Source organism: Brotomerdimonas butyrica (assembly GCF_025567305.1).
Classification (GTDB): Bacteria; Bacillota; Clostridia; order Peptostreptococcales; family Anaerovoracaceae; genus Lentihominibacter; species Lentihominibacter butyricus.
Genome location: NZ_JAOQJP010000004.1, coordinates 56,629 through 70,549 on the forward strand (window position 1 = coordinate 56,629; position 13,921 = coordinate 70,549).

At 49.0% G+C, this 13,921-nt stretch carries 15 protein-coding genes and 1 riboswitch; all 15 genes read right to left on the bottom strand.

Annotation, left to right across the window (positions count from 1 at the left end; translation table 11 throughout):
• Positions 1-27: 27 nt before the first annotated feature.
• The 15 genes from OCV59_RS03965 to OCV59_RS04035 all read right to left on the bottom strand — a co-directional run bounded on the left by OCV59_RS03965 (position 28) and on the right by OCV59_RS04035 (position 13,799).
• Positions 28-522: a hypothetical protein gene (locus OCV59_RS03965; RefSeq protein WP_147593216.1), complete on the bottom strand. Its 495-nt coding sequence runs from the start codon at positions 520-522 to the stop codon at positions 28-30.
• Positions 522-983: an SseB family protein gene (locus tag OCV59_RS03970; protein ID WP_147593217.1), complete on the bottom strand. Its 462-nt coding sequence runs from the start codon at positions 981-983 to the stop codon at positions 522-524. Before OCV59_RS03970 ends, OCV59_RS03965 begins: the two co-directional genes overlap by 1 nt.
• A 13-nt stretch (positions 984-996) precedes the next feature.
• Positions 997-1,749, bottom strand: coding sequence for a nickel insertion protein (gene larC, locus OCV59_RS03975; protein ID WP_147593218.1), 753 nt, complete (start codon positions 1,747-1,749; stop codon positions 997-999).
• A gap of 143 nt (positions 1,750-1,892) precedes the next feature.
• Complete coding sequence (locus tag OCV59_RS03980) at positions 1,893-2,087, bottom strand: hypothetical protein (RefSeq protein ID WP_147593219.1); 195 nt, start codon at positions 2,085-2,087, stop codon at positions 1,893-1,895.
• 13 nt (positions 2,088-2,100) lie between these two features.
• Complete coding sequence (locus tag OCV59_RS03985) at positions 2,101-3,804, bottom strand: amidohydrolase (RefSeq protein ID WP_147593220.1); 1,704 nt, start codon at positions 3,802-3,804, stop codon at positions 2,101-2,103.
• An 18-nt stretch (positions 3,805-3,822) separates the two neighbouring features.
• Positions 3,823-4,320: a hypothetical protein gene (locus OCV59_RS03990; RefSeq protein ID WP_147593221.1), complete on the bottom strand. Its 498-nt coding sequence runs from the start codon at positions 4,318-4,320 to the stop codon at positions 3,823-3,825.
• On the bottom strand, positions 4,313-5,284 hold the full coding sequence (locus OCV59_RS03995) for an AraC family transcriptional regulator (protein WP_147593222.1): 972 nt from the start codon (positions 5,282-5,284) through the stop codon (positions 4,313-4,315). The genes OCV59_RS03990 and OCV59_RS03995 overlap by 8 nt, the downstream gene beginning before the upstream one ends.
• A 43-nt stretch (positions 5,285-5,327) precedes the next feature.
• A complete protein-coding gene (locus tag OCV59_RS04000; RefSeq protein ID WP_147593223.1) occupies positions 5,328-6,686 on the bottom strand; it encodes an APC family permease in 1,359 nt (452 codons plus the stop codon).
• A 359-nt stretch (positions 6,687-7,045) separates the two neighbouring features.
• Positions 7,046-7,906: a bifunctional 5,10-methylenetetrahydrofolate dehydrogenase/5,10-methenyltetrahydrofolate cyclohydrolase gene (locus tag OCV59_RS04005; protein WP_147593224.1), complete on the bottom strand. Its 861-nt coding sequence runs from the start codon at positions 7,904-7,906 to the stop codon at positions 7,046-7,048.
• A 3-nt stretch (positions 7,907-7,909) separates the two neighbouring features.
• Positions 7,910-8,542 (bottom strand): cyclodeaminase/cyclohydrolase family protein, encoded by a 633-nt coding sequence (locus OCV59_RS04010; RefSeq protein ID WP_147593225.1) that lies wholly within the window; start codon positions 8,540-8,542, stop codon positions 7,910-7,912.
• A 30-nt stretch (positions 8,543-8,572) separates the two neighbouring features.
• Complete coding sequence (locus OCV59_RS04015) at positions 8,573-10,249, bottom strand: formate--tetrahydrofolate ligase (RefSeq protein ID WP_147593226.1); 1,677 nt, start codon at positions 10,247-10,249, stop codon at positions 8,573-8,575.
• Between the two features lie 198 nt (positions 10,250-10,447).
• A riboswitch (ZMP/ZTP riboswitch) is annotated at positions 10,448-10,531 on the bottom strand.
• A gap of 77 nt (positions 10,532-10,608) precedes the next feature.
• The gene (locus OCV59_RS04020) at positions 10,609-11,310 is read right to left on the bottom strand and encodes a ribonuclease HII (RefSeq protein ID WP_262584101.1); all 702 of its coding nucleotides are present in this window, start codon (positions 11,308-11,310) and stop codon (positions 10,609-10,611) included.
• Positions 11,311-11,350: 40 nt separating this feature from the next.
• Complete coding sequence (ylqF, locus tag OCV59_RS04025) at positions 11,351-12,226, bottom strand: ribosome biogenesis GTPase YlqF (protein WP_147593228.1); 876 nt, start codon at positions 12,224-12,226, stop codon at positions 11,351-11,353.
• Positions 12,227-12,309: 83 nt separating this feature from the next.
• Positions 12,310-12,657: a 50S ribosomal protein L19 gene (rplS, locus tag OCV59_RS04030; protein WP_147593229.1), complete on the bottom strand. Its 348-nt coding sequence runs from the start codon at positions 12,655-12,657 to the stop codon at positions 12,310-12,312.
• 260 nt (positions 12,658-12,917) lie between these two features.
• On the bottom strand, positions 12,918-13,799 hold the full coding sequence (locus OCV59_RS04035) for a site-specific tyrosine recombinase (RefSeq protein ID WP_147593230.1): 882 nt from the start codon (positions 13,797-13,799) through the stop codon (positions 12,918-12,920).
• Positions 13,800-13,921 lie beyond the last annotated feature (122 nt).

The following is a 13,921-nucleotide window of genomic DNA, read 5'->3' on the forward strand; positions in this document are numbered from 1 at the left end:
CTCCTTTACTGCCCCGGTATCATGAACTTACTGCCTGAGGCCTTTTCTTCTCTGTTCTTCGCGGCGCTTCTTCATCACCGCACCGTATATGCCTGCTGCTATGCTGAACGCCAGCATCACTGCAGCGATAACTGCGTATATCCTGTATATGCCGCCGAATCTCTCGTATCCCACCTGCTCCGCTCCATCTGCGGTGACCCGGTACTGATACAGATCCCAGCCTGTATCGAGATTCACATCGATATGCTCCTCTCCGTTCGACATCAGTCCTTCTTCGTAATTATAATTATCCGCAAAATGTGAAAATACTGCAACTCCGAAATCATCGCCTGCTCTGAATGCATACATCGATCGTATACCGTGCTCCTCCGCTGCAGTGATCTGTATATCGTCAGCTTCGGACTCCTTCTCGATTATCGCCGTGACTTCACTACCGGGATGCCCCGATATGTACGTGACCGCTGTCGGGAACAGGAAGAACGCTGCAAATACAAGCCATATGACTATTATAAAGTTTTTCACTACTCAGCCTCGCTCTCGTTCTCCATATCACGTTTCATCGAAGCTACCATTTCAGTTGTAAAGCACACATTGTCGCTCATCGGGTTTATCGTAAATCCCGCTATCCCGCTCTGCGGCATCAGCAGTATCGCCGCGAGATCATCAAAGTTCACGATCATGCTGTGCTGATCCTTTTCGATATCACATCTCAGCATTTCCTCTCCGTCAGTGAACACAGGGTAGTAGAGATCACCGTTCGTAGCCTTTATAAGCTCGAAGCTGATCCTCGTATCCTTCTCGAGCACGACTTCTTCAAGAGCCTTGTCATACTCGGGATCCTTGTCCATCGAGACCGGTATCAGCAGCTTTGCTCTGACCACCTCATTCAGAAGCCTTACCGAGTTTTCCATCCCCGGATCCTTCTTCGCGTTCTGTATAGCTTTTTTCAATTCCGGGTTTCTCACCGGCTTAGCCTGTTCCATCTTAGAAATCCTCCTATTTTTCCAGAATATATGCTTTAAGCCCCGGACGGCCTGTATCTCTGCCGCCCTTTGCCTCTGTCTCCTTTATCGTTTTCGCTTCTGCGAGCAGATCCTGTCCCGGTTCCACCGGCTCTGCTCCGATGCCCATAAGACCCGCAAGCCCCGACGGCGTGACCATCTCGGTATTCACATCCGCTGTACGGAAATCATAGCTGCAGTTTTCCCTCAGAGCCATCACTGCCGGCACCGGCACGCTGATTTCTCCGTGACTGCACACAACAGTACCCTTTCCATCGTATATCGCCGATGTGCGTATTTCGTCCGCATCTATGTACGATACTGCCATACCTGTAGCCAGAGCATTGATGACAGCCTCATCTCTGCCGACCTCATGAAAATGCACCGTTTCCGGCGCAGCACCGTGCACCTTTGCCTCGGCCCTTGCTATATTCGCATAGACAGCCGCAGCTGCAGCCTTTGCAGCTTCCGGGAAACGGCTTCCCGCTATGATCCTCTTCACTTCGTCATAGCTCCTGCCGTGTCCGTGATGCCCGTGATCATGATGACCATGCCCGTCAGCTCCGTGGCTTTCGTGACCGCAGCTGCAGCCTCCGTGTTCATGATGCGATTCCTCACATATGCCGTGCTCTGCGGCTTCATTTATTTTTTCGTATATCTCATCCGAGCGTCCGCTCAGATCAGCAGCAGCTTTTAGCAGCATATCCCCGCTGATACCGTTGCTGCAGTCAAAATACAATATTTTCATCTTCGTTCGAATACCTTCTTCCTGAAAATCTGCTACCTTTTAATATACATTGAATGACAGTAAAAGTAAAGTGACAAAAAGCCCTTAGTGCCCTGTACAAAAGACATGGCGCAGACCGATCCATGCAGTCTGCGCCACGTTTCTCATCGATATTTATTCTGATACCTGCGTCTCATCAGAAACGCCCATAATACGATCACCACTCCCAGTATGATCGGAACTGCACCCTTTGAAGCCGGTACACCGGAAACCAGACCCGCCTTTACCGCCAGTCCGAACAGAATGACTGCAGCTCCTGAAATGCCGCAGATCATATTCGATATTTTCATAAAGCCCATATCAACCCTTCTTTCAACGCTGTACCGAAAGATTACTCTTTATGTCTCTGACCTGTCCTTCGAAGATCGTGAATGCCACTTCCGTTTCAGAGATCTTCTCTGCCGGCATCTCGAATATGTCATTCTCCAGAACGACCATATTAGCCAGCTTGCCTTCCTCTATCGAGCCGATCAAATGATCCAGGCGCATCCTTATCGCATTAGTCATGGTGTAGCCGTGTATAAGCTGCTTCAGGTCCAGCTTCGCGCTTGCCGGCGGACGAACGCTTCCCGGATACCGGTCAGGATCCAGCGGGACAAGCGGGTCTACTCGAGTCATCGCCACCTGCATTCCGAAATAAGGATCAGCTCTCATCGCCTCCTGATAGCTGAATACATCGCTGGAAAATCCGACATGCTCACCTGCATTGATGATTTTCGTAAAATCATACATCGTATCCCATCGCTCACGTCCCAGATAATTCTGCGCTTCCTCTCCAAAGTATCCTCCTGACCAGTGAGTCGACCAGTCTATGTATATCCCGAGCTCATGCACCCTGTGCACGTCATCCGGATGAATGATCTCGCAGTGCGCCAGAGTCACCTTGATGCTCCAGTCATCCCCGCATATCTTCTGCGCCGCTTCAACAGCATTGCACATGCGCCTGAATGCGCCGTCGCATATCGTGTGCACATGCAGGTCTATCCTTTCTTCGTTCAGGCGAACGAGTATATCACGTACCTCTTCCTCTTCTGCAAAAGCACTGCCGTAGTTCGTTCCGGTCGGATCATTTGCAAAAGGCTGTGTGCTGAGACAGTCTCCCATTTCATTGGTACCGTCTATGAAAAACTTGATCGTATTGCAGTGTACATGCTCACTCGTATATTTTTCCTGCCACTCTCTTACCCTTGCGATAGAGGCCTCCAGATCCTCAGGCTGACCTAAAATAGACGTCGCCTCATAGAACATTCCCAGCCTGCCGGCCTTGTCAAGTTCATAGAAAAACTTCATGTTCTCATCGCCCTCTGTGAATCCATCCATCATGCACATGATCCCGTAATGCCTGAAAAAGTCCAGCAGCGGTTTTATCATCTCTTCATCGACGACTTCCGGCGGTTTCCATCCCAGTTTTTCATATATACCATAATCTCCATCAGCCCCCGCTTCATGGCACCAGCCCGTATACTCACCGTTTTCATCTTTTTTGAATTCCGCGCCGCCTACAGGGCTTGCCGAAAACGGCTTGCCGTCCTCTCCCGTGAGCATTTCAAGCGCCATGGAATTATACCAGCAGGCATGATCGGTGAAGTCCTGGATCCTTGCCGGTCTGTCGCTTACAAGCGCATCCAGTTCTTTTTTATCAGGCCCGTTCGGTCCGAAAACTTCAGCAAAATAGTTTTCACAGAAGAAATAAGGCCGTTCCTCTTTAGGATATTTTTTCAGAGCCTTCCTTATATTATCGAACAGCTCGTCCTTGTCATGAGTAAGCGGGATCCTCACTCTCCAGAAGGTTTTCGCCACTGTCGTCGGATGAGTATGCCCGTCGATCAGCCCCGGTATGACAGTCCTGCCGCCGAGATCTATCACCTCTGTGTTCTCCGAAGCAAGCTGCCTTGCTCCTTCATTGCTCCCTGTATATACGATTTTCTTTCCCTGTATCGCCACAGCTTCCACCCACGGTTTTCGCGGGTCTTCTGTATATATTTTTCCATTTAATATTATTTTTTCTACAGACATTCGTCTCCTCCTAAAACTCTATTCGATCGGTATCTGTATTTCTGCAAGATGGTCCGACAAGTTTTCACGATCCCATGGTCCATGTATCGCGCTTATCCTGCTGTCTCCACAGACAGTAAATCCTGCTTTTCCGATTTCTGAAAACGCACTTCTGATCGTCTTATCAATAGTTCGGAATGATCCCCTGTGCATCATGCACGCTGCCCTGATTTTCGGCACGACGACGAATCGATATTTTCCATCGGCATTATCTATACCTGCACGATCCACCATATCATAATAGTGGATATGCATCCTTCCTTTCGGAACAACACCCTGCGGATGTGTAAAATAATTATAATCGTTCGGCATCTCAGGCACATTCACGTCGGGATTTTCCCTATGCATCAGTTCTTCTAAATCAACCAGCGAATTACTATCAGTTTCAAAATCAAAAAAGTCATAGTAATCATCGATATCAAATTCAGCAGTATAAGCAATATGCTCAGGTATTTCCTTTATCTTTATATCAGTCATATAGTTCTTCCCTTTCTATATACATCGAAATCAGCTGCTTTTTTACCAGTCCGTCGATCTGAGACTGTGCATCCCTGATCTCAACTAACGTCTCAACATTATCCTTTTTCATCTCATTTCGATATTTCCGCCTGAATTCATTAGGTTTGCATTTATACCAGAATTCAAAGGCAGCATACATGTATTTAGGTGATGAAAAATGACATTCAGCTGAAATCTCTGCAATGCTCATATCCGTAGTCAGAAGCATCCTCTCTGCTTTCCATGATCTTATATATGTCAAAATATTATTGAAACCTATCGCATATCTGGAGAGCATACTGCTCATATATCCTTCTGTAACGCCTGCAAGATCTGCTACCTGTCTGAGCGTTACGGTTTCACTGCAATGCTGCAGCATATATTCGACGATTTTCTTCAAACGCAGAAGCGTTTTTTCCGTCATATCATTATCCCTGCTGCTCCACTGACATATATCGAATCTGTAATAGATAAGATCCATCAGCTTGTCTGTCGCTTTCCATATGTCTTCAATGAATCTCCGCTCCTCTCTGTCGTATTTCAGTAAATACTCCAGTATCGCCAGCAGTATGCCCCGCAGTTTCTTGTGATCTGCAGTGTTATACGGGACCTCACTGTCAGCGGTGCCTTCACATACGAACATCTGATCGATAAACTCTCTGTATATCCCTCTGTCCTGTTCCAGGTCTATGTAAAAAGATGCACATAAAGCTCCGTTTTCACTGTAGAGATAATGAGTATCTCTGTCTACCAGAATGAATTCACCAGCTCTCAGCTGAAATTCTTCAAAGCAGTAGGAAAATGTAACGCACCCTTCCAGGCACATCGTTATCTCGATCATTTTTTCATGAGCATGCGGCATAATAAAATTTATGTTCCGCATCGTTACGCCCAGCGCTGTTCCTTCGATCCACCTGATCGTTTCATTCTTACTCTCATACATGCTTCTGATATCCTGTTTACCTGTATATTACTGCAAAATATGACTATATTTCCATTTCCGGCGGCAACTCTTTGAATCCCTTTGTCTTGACTGCCAGATAAATAATCCCCAGCGCTGTCCAGATACATCCCAGGATCTTCGCACTTGTCCCGACAAATATGAATGCAACGACAAGTACGGCTACGCCGGCCCATGGTAAAATCAGATACATTACGATGTTCTTCAGGCCTTTACGCTGGCGTTTCTTTACAAAGAACAATACGAATACTGAGAAATTCACCATGATAAAACCTATTATAACACCAAATGATACCAGCTCCATTGCAGCCATTAAATTGTCAGCAAAGAAAATCCCCATACATGATATCAGCGTTATCAGTATGATATTCTTTACCGGCGTATTGAATTTCGGTGAAACCGAACCGAAAAATTTCTTCGGCAGCGCATTGTCACGACCCATACCAAGAAGTATTCTCGACGCAGCTCCTACGGCAGCTAACGAACAGATAAACGAGGCACAATTATCTACTACAAAGAAAATATCTCCGGCCCAGCCGCTTCCGATGCCATCATAGAATTCGTACACGCCTGTATCCGGATCCTGTATCAGCTGCACACCTTCCGGCCAGGCTATATTCATGCAGTATGATGTGATAAAGAACAATACGCCTGCGCCGACACAAGTCAGCATGATAGCCGGTGTCATGATTTTCTCCGGATTCTTTGTTTCCTCTGCCATCGTAGTGACTGCATCAAAACCTACAAAAGACAGACACAACACTGCTGAAGCATTTATAACTGCAGAGATGTTGAAGGTGTCCGGATCGTATATCGCTCTGGCAGATAAGATCGACCCCGCGCCTCCGCCTTTACATACATATATGATACAGAGAACGATCGTCAGTACCGTGAATGCGATCTGCGCAACAATGATTATCGTATCGACGATCGATGCGAGCTTTGCCCCTACTATGTTAAGGAAAGCTGCTATCGCTGCTACAATCAGCATTGCCAGCCATGTAGGTACTACCGGAAAATATAGATTCACATAAATTCCTATGAGCAGAAAGCCCGACATCGGCAGCAGAAGGTAATCCAGCAGCATTATCCATCCGGTAATAAAGCCTATATGCGGCTGTACAGATTTATGCACATAAACATATGCAGATCCTGCTACAGGGAATTCCTTTACCATCCTCGTGTAGCTGTATGCTGTGATAGTCATCAGTACCGTTGTTATCAGCAGTGCCAGTGGATAATGTCCCGCGGTCCCTGATTCCGCAGTCCATATCCCGTAATAATTGAATACTACAGTAGGCGCCAGATACGCAAGACCGAAGCCTACGAGCAGCGGCAGATTAAGCGTTCTTTTCAGTTCGCCCTGAGTTTGTGATTGACTCATGTCATTTTCTCCTTTTATTCTTATTTTTCTGATAACTGCATGTTATCACTTGAAAGACTTTTGCTCAATTTCAATTATTCCTTTTTTGTCAAAAAAAAATATAAAAATAAGCAACTGTTCTGTCTTTGCGGCAGCCATCAGACTACCCGATATCCTGCGTTTTGCATCAAAACACCGCAAAAAAGAACAAAAGTAGCTTCGCCACATATTTTCATATGAAACTTTTGTTGATATTCCGGAAATATCGAAATCGATATTTCCTACATAATAAAAAAGCACCTGTTTTATCAGATCATGATAAACAAGTGCTCTGCATCATCCTGTAAATATGTGCCGGCTTATTTCGCATCTATTGCGTTTTATGCCTTGTATGCCTTCTCTGCCGCCTCGATAACGTGCTTCATCAGCACCGCGGTCGTAACGCTGCCCACTCCTCCCGGAACAGGCGTTATCGCTGATGCGTTTTCCGATACCGCATCGAAATCCACATCTCCGCACAGCTTGCCTTCATCGTCTATATTAATACCCACATCTATTATTATCTTGCCGTCTCCGGTGATATCCGGTCCGACCATCTTCGCTTTACCCACAGCTGCAACGATAATATCGGCATCGTGCCCGACTGAACTCATGACATCGCTTCCCGTCCTGCTGTGACAGATCGTTACCGTGGCATTCCTTCGCAGCATCATCATAGCGACAGGCTTGCCTATCACGAGACTCCTGCCTATGACCGCCACGCGCTTTCCTGCCGGATCATATCCGTAATGATCCAGCATTTCCATGCATGCCTGTGCAGTGCACGGCGGAAATCCCGCGTCACTGTCCATGAACACTCCGGCCATCGACCCTGCAGTTATGCCGTCCACGTCTTTTTCCGGCGCGAGCGCGGCACACACTGCCTTTTCATCGATATGTCCGGGCATCGGTCTGAATATCAGCACGCCGTGTATGCTGTCATCTCGATTTATCTTATCCAGCTCAGCCAGCAGTTCGTCCTGCGTGATCGCTTCATCATAAATGAACTGTTTCACATCCACGCCCGTCTGCGCGGCGCGCTTCATCGCACCCCTCTCGTACGACAGGTCTCCCGGATTCTCACCGAGTCTCACTATCGCCAGAGTCGGACACATACCGCCCTTCCTGAGCTCATCTGCCTTTATCACATTTTTTTCAGTAAGTCTGTCAGCGACATCTTTCCCCCTGAGTATTTCAGTCATATATTACCCCCGCAGCCTGTCAGCGACCATCTCAAAAACTTCATCTGCCATCGTTGCGTAATTCATCAGATGCATAGCGCATATGGTGTTCAGCTCGTCAGCGCGCTTTCTGTTCGTCATCGATCCCGTGTTTATGTACACGTTTAGGCTTGCCGCCTGAAGCGCCGACTTGCAGATTATCGCGCTGGCTCCCGCATCGCTCACCGCCAGCCTGGAGCCTTTGGCAGCGAATTCCTTCGAAAGCTCTATAGCCCTGCCGCATTTTTCCATTATGCTGATCGGAACACTGCACGCATTCTCCAGAGCCTCTTCGAGAAGAGCCGCTTTATTTTCCTTTTCGATATCAGTCTCCGCTTTCATACCGTAAAGCTCGGACAGCGGCCTGAATATGTCTATGTCAGCCTGCACGAGCTCCAGAAGCTCAGCCTGCAGACTGTCCGCCTCGCGCGCGAGCTCGAGCATTTCCGCCTGGACGTCAGCATATTTTTTCTTTCCAAGCGTGAGCGAACCCACCATTCTCCCGAGTGCCGCTCCCAGCGCTCCTACAAGCGCAGAAACACTGCCGCCTCCGGGCACCGGCGTTTTTCCCGCCGTATTTTCAACGAATTCTCTGCATGTCTTATCGGTATAAAGCATGATACCTCCTGTTATCCTGCGGTCCCGGGATCAGAAGAGTCCCGAGATCTTTCCTGTACTGTCAACGTCTATTTTCTCTGCCGCCGGTCTCTTCGGCAGTCCCGGCATCGTCATAATATCTCCTGTGAGCGCCACTATAAAGCCTGCGCCTGCTGAAACCTTGAGGTTTCTTACCGTAAGTGTAAAGCCCTTCGGAGCGCCGAGCAGAGTCTGATCGTCCGAGAAGCTGTACTGTGTCTTGGCAACGCATATCGGCAGTTTTCCAAAGCCCAGAACTTCCAGCTGTCTGAGTTGCTTCATCGCTGCCGGCAGGATGCTGATATCGTCTGCGTGATATATCTTCTGAGCTATCGCTCTTATTTTCTCTTCAATAGAAAGCTCTGTATCGTATGCAAATCTGAAATCGCTGTCTGCCTCGCAGAGTCTCACGACTTCTTCCGCAAGTGCGATACCGCCTTCACCGCCCTTGCCCCATACTTCGCTGAGCGCAACGTTCACGCCGAGCTCTCTGCACTTGTCTTCGACGAGCTTCAGCTCTGCCTCGGTGTCGGTAGGGAATCTGTTGATCGCTACCACTGCCGGGAGGCCGTATACTCCGGTTATGTTCTCAACGTGCTGGAGCAGATTAGGAAGTCCTTTTTCCAGAGCTTCGAGGTTTTCCGTACCCAGCTCGCCCTTCGCTGCACCTCCGTGATGCTTGAGTGCTCTTACAGTAGCGACAACGACTACGGCTGAAGGTCTGATTCCTGACATCCTGCACTTTATATCGAGGAATTTCTCAGCGCCGAGGTCGGCTCCGAAGCCCGCCTCTGTCACTACATAATCAGCCATCTTCATCGCCATTCTTGTAGCCATCACTGAATTGCATCCGTGTGCGATGTTTGCAAAAGGTCCGCCGTGTATGAACGCAGGGGTATGCTCGAGCGTCTGTACGAGATTCGGCTTGAGCGCGTCTTTCAGGAGTGCTGTCATCGCGCCCTGTGCATTGAGCTGTCCCGCAGTTACCGGCTCGTCGTCATAGCTGTAGCCTACTATTATATTTGATATCCTCTGCTTCAGGTCATCTATCCCGGAAGACAGGCAGAGTATCGCCATGATCTCGCTCGCAACGGTGATATCGAATCCGTCTTCTCTCGGTGTTCCGTTTGCCTTGCCGCCGAGACCGTCTGTTATGAATCTGAGCTGTCTGTCGTTCATGTCGACGCATCTCTTCCATGTGATCCTTCTCGGGTCTATCCTGAGCTCGTTGCCCTGCTGTATGTGATTGTCGATCATCGCTGCCAGCAGATTGTTGGCTGCGCCTATCGCGTGCATGTCTCCTGTAAAGTGCAGGTTGATGTCTTCCATCGGCACCACCTGAGCATATCCGCCGCCGGCTGCTCCGCCCTTTACGCCGAACACCGGTCCGAGCGAAGGCTCTCTGAGAGCCACCAGCACGTTCTTGTCTATCTTTCTGAGAGCGTCGGCAAGTCCTACTGTAGTGGTCGTCTTGCCTTCGCCTGCAGGCGTCGGTGATATCGCCGTCACAAGTATCACCTTGCCGTCTTTTTCATCCTTCTTGTCATTCAGTAAATTGTAATCGACCTTCGCCTTATAGTTGCCGTACAGCTCTATGTATCTGCTGTCCAGGCCTGCAGAAGCGGCGATTTCCTGAATGTTCCTCATTTCCGTTTCCTGTGCGATCTGAATGTCGGTTTTGAATTCCATAATTTCATTCCTTTCATCTGTTTGTCGACGCATGCCGACATCAGGTTATCCTCTTGAGGGTTTCATTGGGATGTCGGCGCACGCCGACATCAGGTCATACCCTTGCGGTGTTTCATCTGTCTGTCAGCCGGAAGCCGGCATCATGCTGCACCCCTGCGTGATCCCTGATTTGAATGCGAAAAGAGCCAGACTGCCCGGGCTCTCTGCCCAGACGGTCGGCTCACTTTTTCATTATACTTCACGTGGTCGATTCCACTATTACCGTCAGTCGTATAACGGTTTTATATTACCATGAAAAGACCCTGCGGGCAAGCTTTTTTGATGCGCCCGGCGACGCTCACCGCATTCCGCAGCGCCTGTCATTCGAAATATTTTTTCAGAAACGTCTTCCTGTGTATCGGACATATGCCCCGGCTGTCGATACCCTCGTAATGCTGTCTGGTGCCGTAGCCCTTGTTCTTCTCGAATCCGTAGCCCGGGAACTCCTGCGCATACCCGACCATCATCCTGTCTCTCGTCACCTTCGCGACGATCGACGCCGCTGCGATGCAGAGTATCTTCGCATCGCCCTTTATCACCGACTCCTGGGGTATATCGATATCCTCTATCTCAACTGCATCGAACAGTACATAGTCGATCCCGCCTGCAATTCCAGCTGCATCTCCGCCGCTGCGCGCACTGCGGCTTTCCAGCATCGCATCCAGCCCCGAGATCGCCTGCCTCATGGCCTGCTTCGTCGCCTGCAGGATATTCATCTCATCTATCACATCGTGGTCTGCCATGCCTATGCCGTAGGCCACGGCTTTCTCCATTATCACATCGTAAAGCTCCTCGCGCTTCTTTTCGGAAAGCTTCTTTGAATCATCGACGCCGAGCGCATCGAAATCGTCCGGTAGCACCACGGCTGCTGCGACTACAGGGCCTGCAAGAGGTCCGCGTCCAACTTCATCGACTCCCGCGATATTGCGGTATCCCGCAGCATGCAGCTCCGCTTCACGTTCTTTCATCTCGGCCAGACGCGCTTTCTGCCTTTCCAGCCTTTCTGCTTTTGTCATTCCCATATCAGCTCTGCCTTTCTCTGCTCTCTGCCCGGCACGCCGATCAGCTGCCGCTTTCCGAAACACCATCAGAAGTGTCGGCATTCTGCGGCTTTTCCAGCGTTATACGTCCTATCTTCGCGCTTCTGAACTCGTCGAGCACCAGTCTGCCTATGCGCTCGTAGTCGATGCGCTTGCCCGGCAGTATGCAGCCTCTCTTCACAGCCATGTTCTCCATGTTTTCCAGCGGAGTTTCCGCGATCTCATCCAGCTTGTAGCGCTCCATCAGCATCTCCGGATACTGCGACGCCAGCACGCCGATCAGCTCCATCCCCAGCGTCGGCACATCGAGTATCTCGTCCTTTATCGAGCCGCAGAAGGCGAGATCCATACCTGCTTTAGGGTCTTCGAACTTAGGCCACAGTATGCCCGGCGTATCGAGCAGCTGCATGCCGTTTTTCAGCTTCAGCCACTGTTTTCCTCTGGTGACTCCCGGCCTGTCTCCCGTCTGCGCGCTCTTTTTTCCCGTCATCCTGTTTATCAGCGACGATTTGCCGACATTCGGGACTCCTACTATCATCAGCCTGAACGGCTTCTGCATGCTACGCTCTCTGTTTTTTTCTTCGGCCATTTTCTCCAGTATCCCGAACAGCTGCTTCACGCCTGTCCCGCTCATGCAGTTCATGGAAAGCGCACGGCTGCCTTCTTTTCTGAAGTGTTCCTCCCAGCTGCGGCTCATGCTGCCGTCAGCCAGATCGCTCTTGTTGAGCACGATTATCCGCGGCTTGCTCTTCACCAGCTCATCTATTATCGGATTCCTGCTCGAAACAGGTATCCTGGCGTCTATCACCTCGATTACCGCATCGACAAGCCTGAGGTTTTCCTGTATCAGCTCACGCGTTTTTTTCATATGCCCGGGGTACCAGTTGATATTTTCCATTGATTCCGCCTTTCTTCATTTTTTCTTCTGTATTTCAGTATTTTGTCTCTATATTGAAAAGGAGCCTTAAAGGCTCCTCTTTTTTATTTTTCTTCTTTTGTCTTGATCTTAGCTGATTTACCGGTTCTTTCACGCATGTAGTGAAGTCTTGCTCTTCTTACAGCACCCTTTCTTACAACTTCGATCTTCTCAACCAGCGGTGAGTGGATAGGGAATGTCTTTTCAACACCTACACCTGAAGCGATCCTTCTTACTGTGAATGTCTCGCCGATGCCGCCGTTCTGTCTCTTTAAAACAAAGCCTTCGAATATCTGGATTCTTTCTCTGTTTCCTTCCTTGATCTTAACGTGCACCTTTACCGTGTCACCAACTCCGAAAGCAGGGATATCAGATTTGATATATTCCTGTACAACTGAATCTAATACGTTCATTGATTCTTCCTCCTTAATTCCTAGACGTTCTTGGCTATGACCCGTTCATAAGACCAGAGGACCGCCCGTAATACCAAGATATTATACTACAGAACATGTACACGGTTCAAGCACTTTTTCCCGTACATCCCGAAAACTCCCGAAAAACATCAGCATACCGGAAAGCTGCAGCTTTACACCTCCATACCGTGCAGCCGTAGCGTCACTGCTGTAAGACCATTGAGCCGGGATCCCGCTGCGCACATCCGCCGGTAATGCAGCTACGCTCTCGGGTGCGACTTGTCGTATACGTCCTTGATCCTGTTTTTTGTTACCGACAGGTACACCTGAGTCGCCGTGATGTCTTCGTGCCCCATCAGCTCCTGCAGCGATTTGAGATCTGCACCGTTCTGAAGCATATGCACCGCGAAAGAAGTCCTGATGATATTCGGAGTCAGCTTCTTGTCTATGCCTGCCTTGACCCCGTATTCCTTGAGGATCTTCCACAGCCCCTGTCTCGTGATGCGCTTTCCGCTGTAATTTACAAAGAGTGCAGGTTCGTCAGTATTGTCTTTTATGAGTTTTGTCCTGCTGTCGTATATGTAGTTCTCGAGTGCGGCTCTCGAAGGTCTTCCCAGCGGCACGATCCTCGGGCGGCTCTGTTCGCCGTCGCAGGTGATGAAGCCCATCCTGAGGTTGATGTCGTCCACGTTCGCCTCTATCAGCTCGCTGACTCTGATGCCGGTCGCGTAGAGGACCTCGAGTATCGCCCTGTCTCTGATCCCCTTCACCGAATCGTCCGGTACAGCCAGAAGCCTGTCTATCTCTTCTATCTCCAGATAGTCGAGTTTTTTTCTTTCGATCTTCGGTGACTTGATGTTAGCCGTCGGATTGACTTTTATCAGCCCTGCTTCGATGAGATAATTGAAAAACGCCCTCACTGATGCCAGCTTCCTGTTCACCGTCGCCGCGGATTTCCCTGATATCTTGAGATTGTGCAAAAATGCAACTATCTCTGTGCTCGATGTATTCAGTATGTCTGTCATGCCTCTGGAGCCTTCGAATGCCATGAATTCCAGGACGTCGCGGTTGTACGCTTCAAGTGTGTTCTTCGACATTTTTCGCTCTTTCTGCAGATATTCCATAAAATCTTTAGTGTACATATGACATTCTCACCCTTTTTCTCTGACTGATGTATATAACATGTCATATTATACTCTCATGACTGATGGTTTACAATAATCTTTTCCAAACTTCAAAAAAGTGTTTTGTCTATGCCGGATTT

Coding starts and splice junctions, on each gene's coding strand:
- OCV59_RS03970 (WP_147593217.1), bottom strand. CDS start 983: ATGGAACAGGCTAAGCCGGTGAGAAACCCGGAATTGAAAAAAGCTATA.
- larC (WP_147593218.1), bottom strand. CDS start 1,749: ATGAAAATATTGTATTTTGACTGCAGCAACGGTATCAGCGGGGATATG.
- OCV59_RS03980 (WP_147593219.1), bottom strand. CDS start 2,087: ATGGGCTTTATGAAAATATCGAATATGATCTGCGGCATTTCAGGAGCT.
- OCV59_RS03985 (WP_147593220.1), bottom strand. CDS start 3,804: ATGTCTGTAGAAAAAATAATATTAAATGGAAAAATATATACAGAAGAC.
- OCV59_RS03990 (WP_147593221.1), bottom strand. CDS start 4,320: ATGACTGATATAAAGATAAAGGAAATACCTGAGCATATTGCTTATACT.
- OCV59_RS03995 (WP_147593222.1), bottom strand. CDS start 5,284: ATGTATGAGAGTAAGAATGAAACGATCAGGTGGATCGAAGGAACAGCG.
- OCV59_RS04000 (WP_147593223.1), bottom strand. CDS start 6,686: ATGAGTCAATCACAAACTCAGGGCGAACTGAAAAGAACGCTTAATCTG.
- OCV59_RS04005 (WP_147593224.1), bottom strand. CDS start 7,906: ATGACTGAAATACTCAGGGGGAAAGATGTCGCTGACAGACTTACTGAA.
- OCV59_RS04010 (WP_147593225.1), bottom strand. CDS start 8,542: ATGCTTTATACCGATAAGACATGCAGAGAATTCGTTGAAAATACGGCG.
- OCV59_RS04015 (WP_147593226.1), bottom strand. CDS start 10,249: ATGGAATTCAAAACCGACATTCAGATCGCACAGGAAACGGAAATGAGG.
- OCV59_RS04020 (WP_262584101.1), bottom strand. CDS start 11,310: ATGGGAATGACAAAAGCAGAAAGGCTGGAAAGGCAGAAAGCGCGTCTG.
- ylqF (WP_147593228.1), bottom strand. CDS start 12,226: ATGGAAAATATCAACTGGTACCCCGGGCATATGAAAAAAACGCGTGAG.
- rplS (WP_147593229.1), bottom strand. CDS start 12,657: ATGAACGTATTAGATTCAGTTGTACAGGAATATATCAAATCTGATATC.
- OCV59_RS04035 (WP_147593230.1), bottom strand. CDS start 13,799: ATGTACACTAAAGATTTTATGGAATATCTGCAGAAAGAGCGAAAAATG.